1 protein-coding gene is annotated in these 388 nt (G+C 29.4%); it reads right to left on the reverse strand.

Annotated features, from left to right (window positions below; translation table 11 throughout):
• Positions 1 to 388, reverse strand: a 388-nt coding sequence (locus AAEZ03_RS26160; RefSeq protein ID WP_350582665.1) for a hypothetical protein, incomplete at both ends; no start/stop codon positions are given.

The raw sequence follows: 388 nt of genomic DNA on the forward strand, positions 1-388 counted from the left end.
TTCTAGAATTGTCCTTATTAATAAATTTGGTATTAATGATTTCAGCATATTTCCAGACAATATATTGCTATATATTGTCTGAAACAACAGGTCAAGTTCAAAAACTACATTTTTTATATCATTAACTTCAATATCATATATGCGACTTATCAGTGCAATAACTTCCTTCTCTAGATTTATCTCTTCTGCTTCTAAGGGAAAATGATTAATTGTATTCCGAATTAAACCAATGATTTCTTTGGTTATTTCTATGGTTATTAAAGATTGAAAAAAGGCGTCTTCTAAAATTGGGCTCAAATCACGCCTTTCTATTGCTCTAGAGAATATAGTATCTGGTTTCCAGTAGAGAACTATATTTTTTAAATCATCTATTTGAGCGTTCACACCA

It is taken from the genome of Pseudomonas sp. HY2-MNA-CIBAN-0224 (assembly GCF_040310285.1).
In the GTDB taxonomy this organism is placed as follows: domain Bacteria; phylum Pseudomonadota; class Gammaproteobacteria; order Pseudomonadales; family Pseudomonadaceae; genus Aquipseudomonas; species Aquipseudomonas helleri.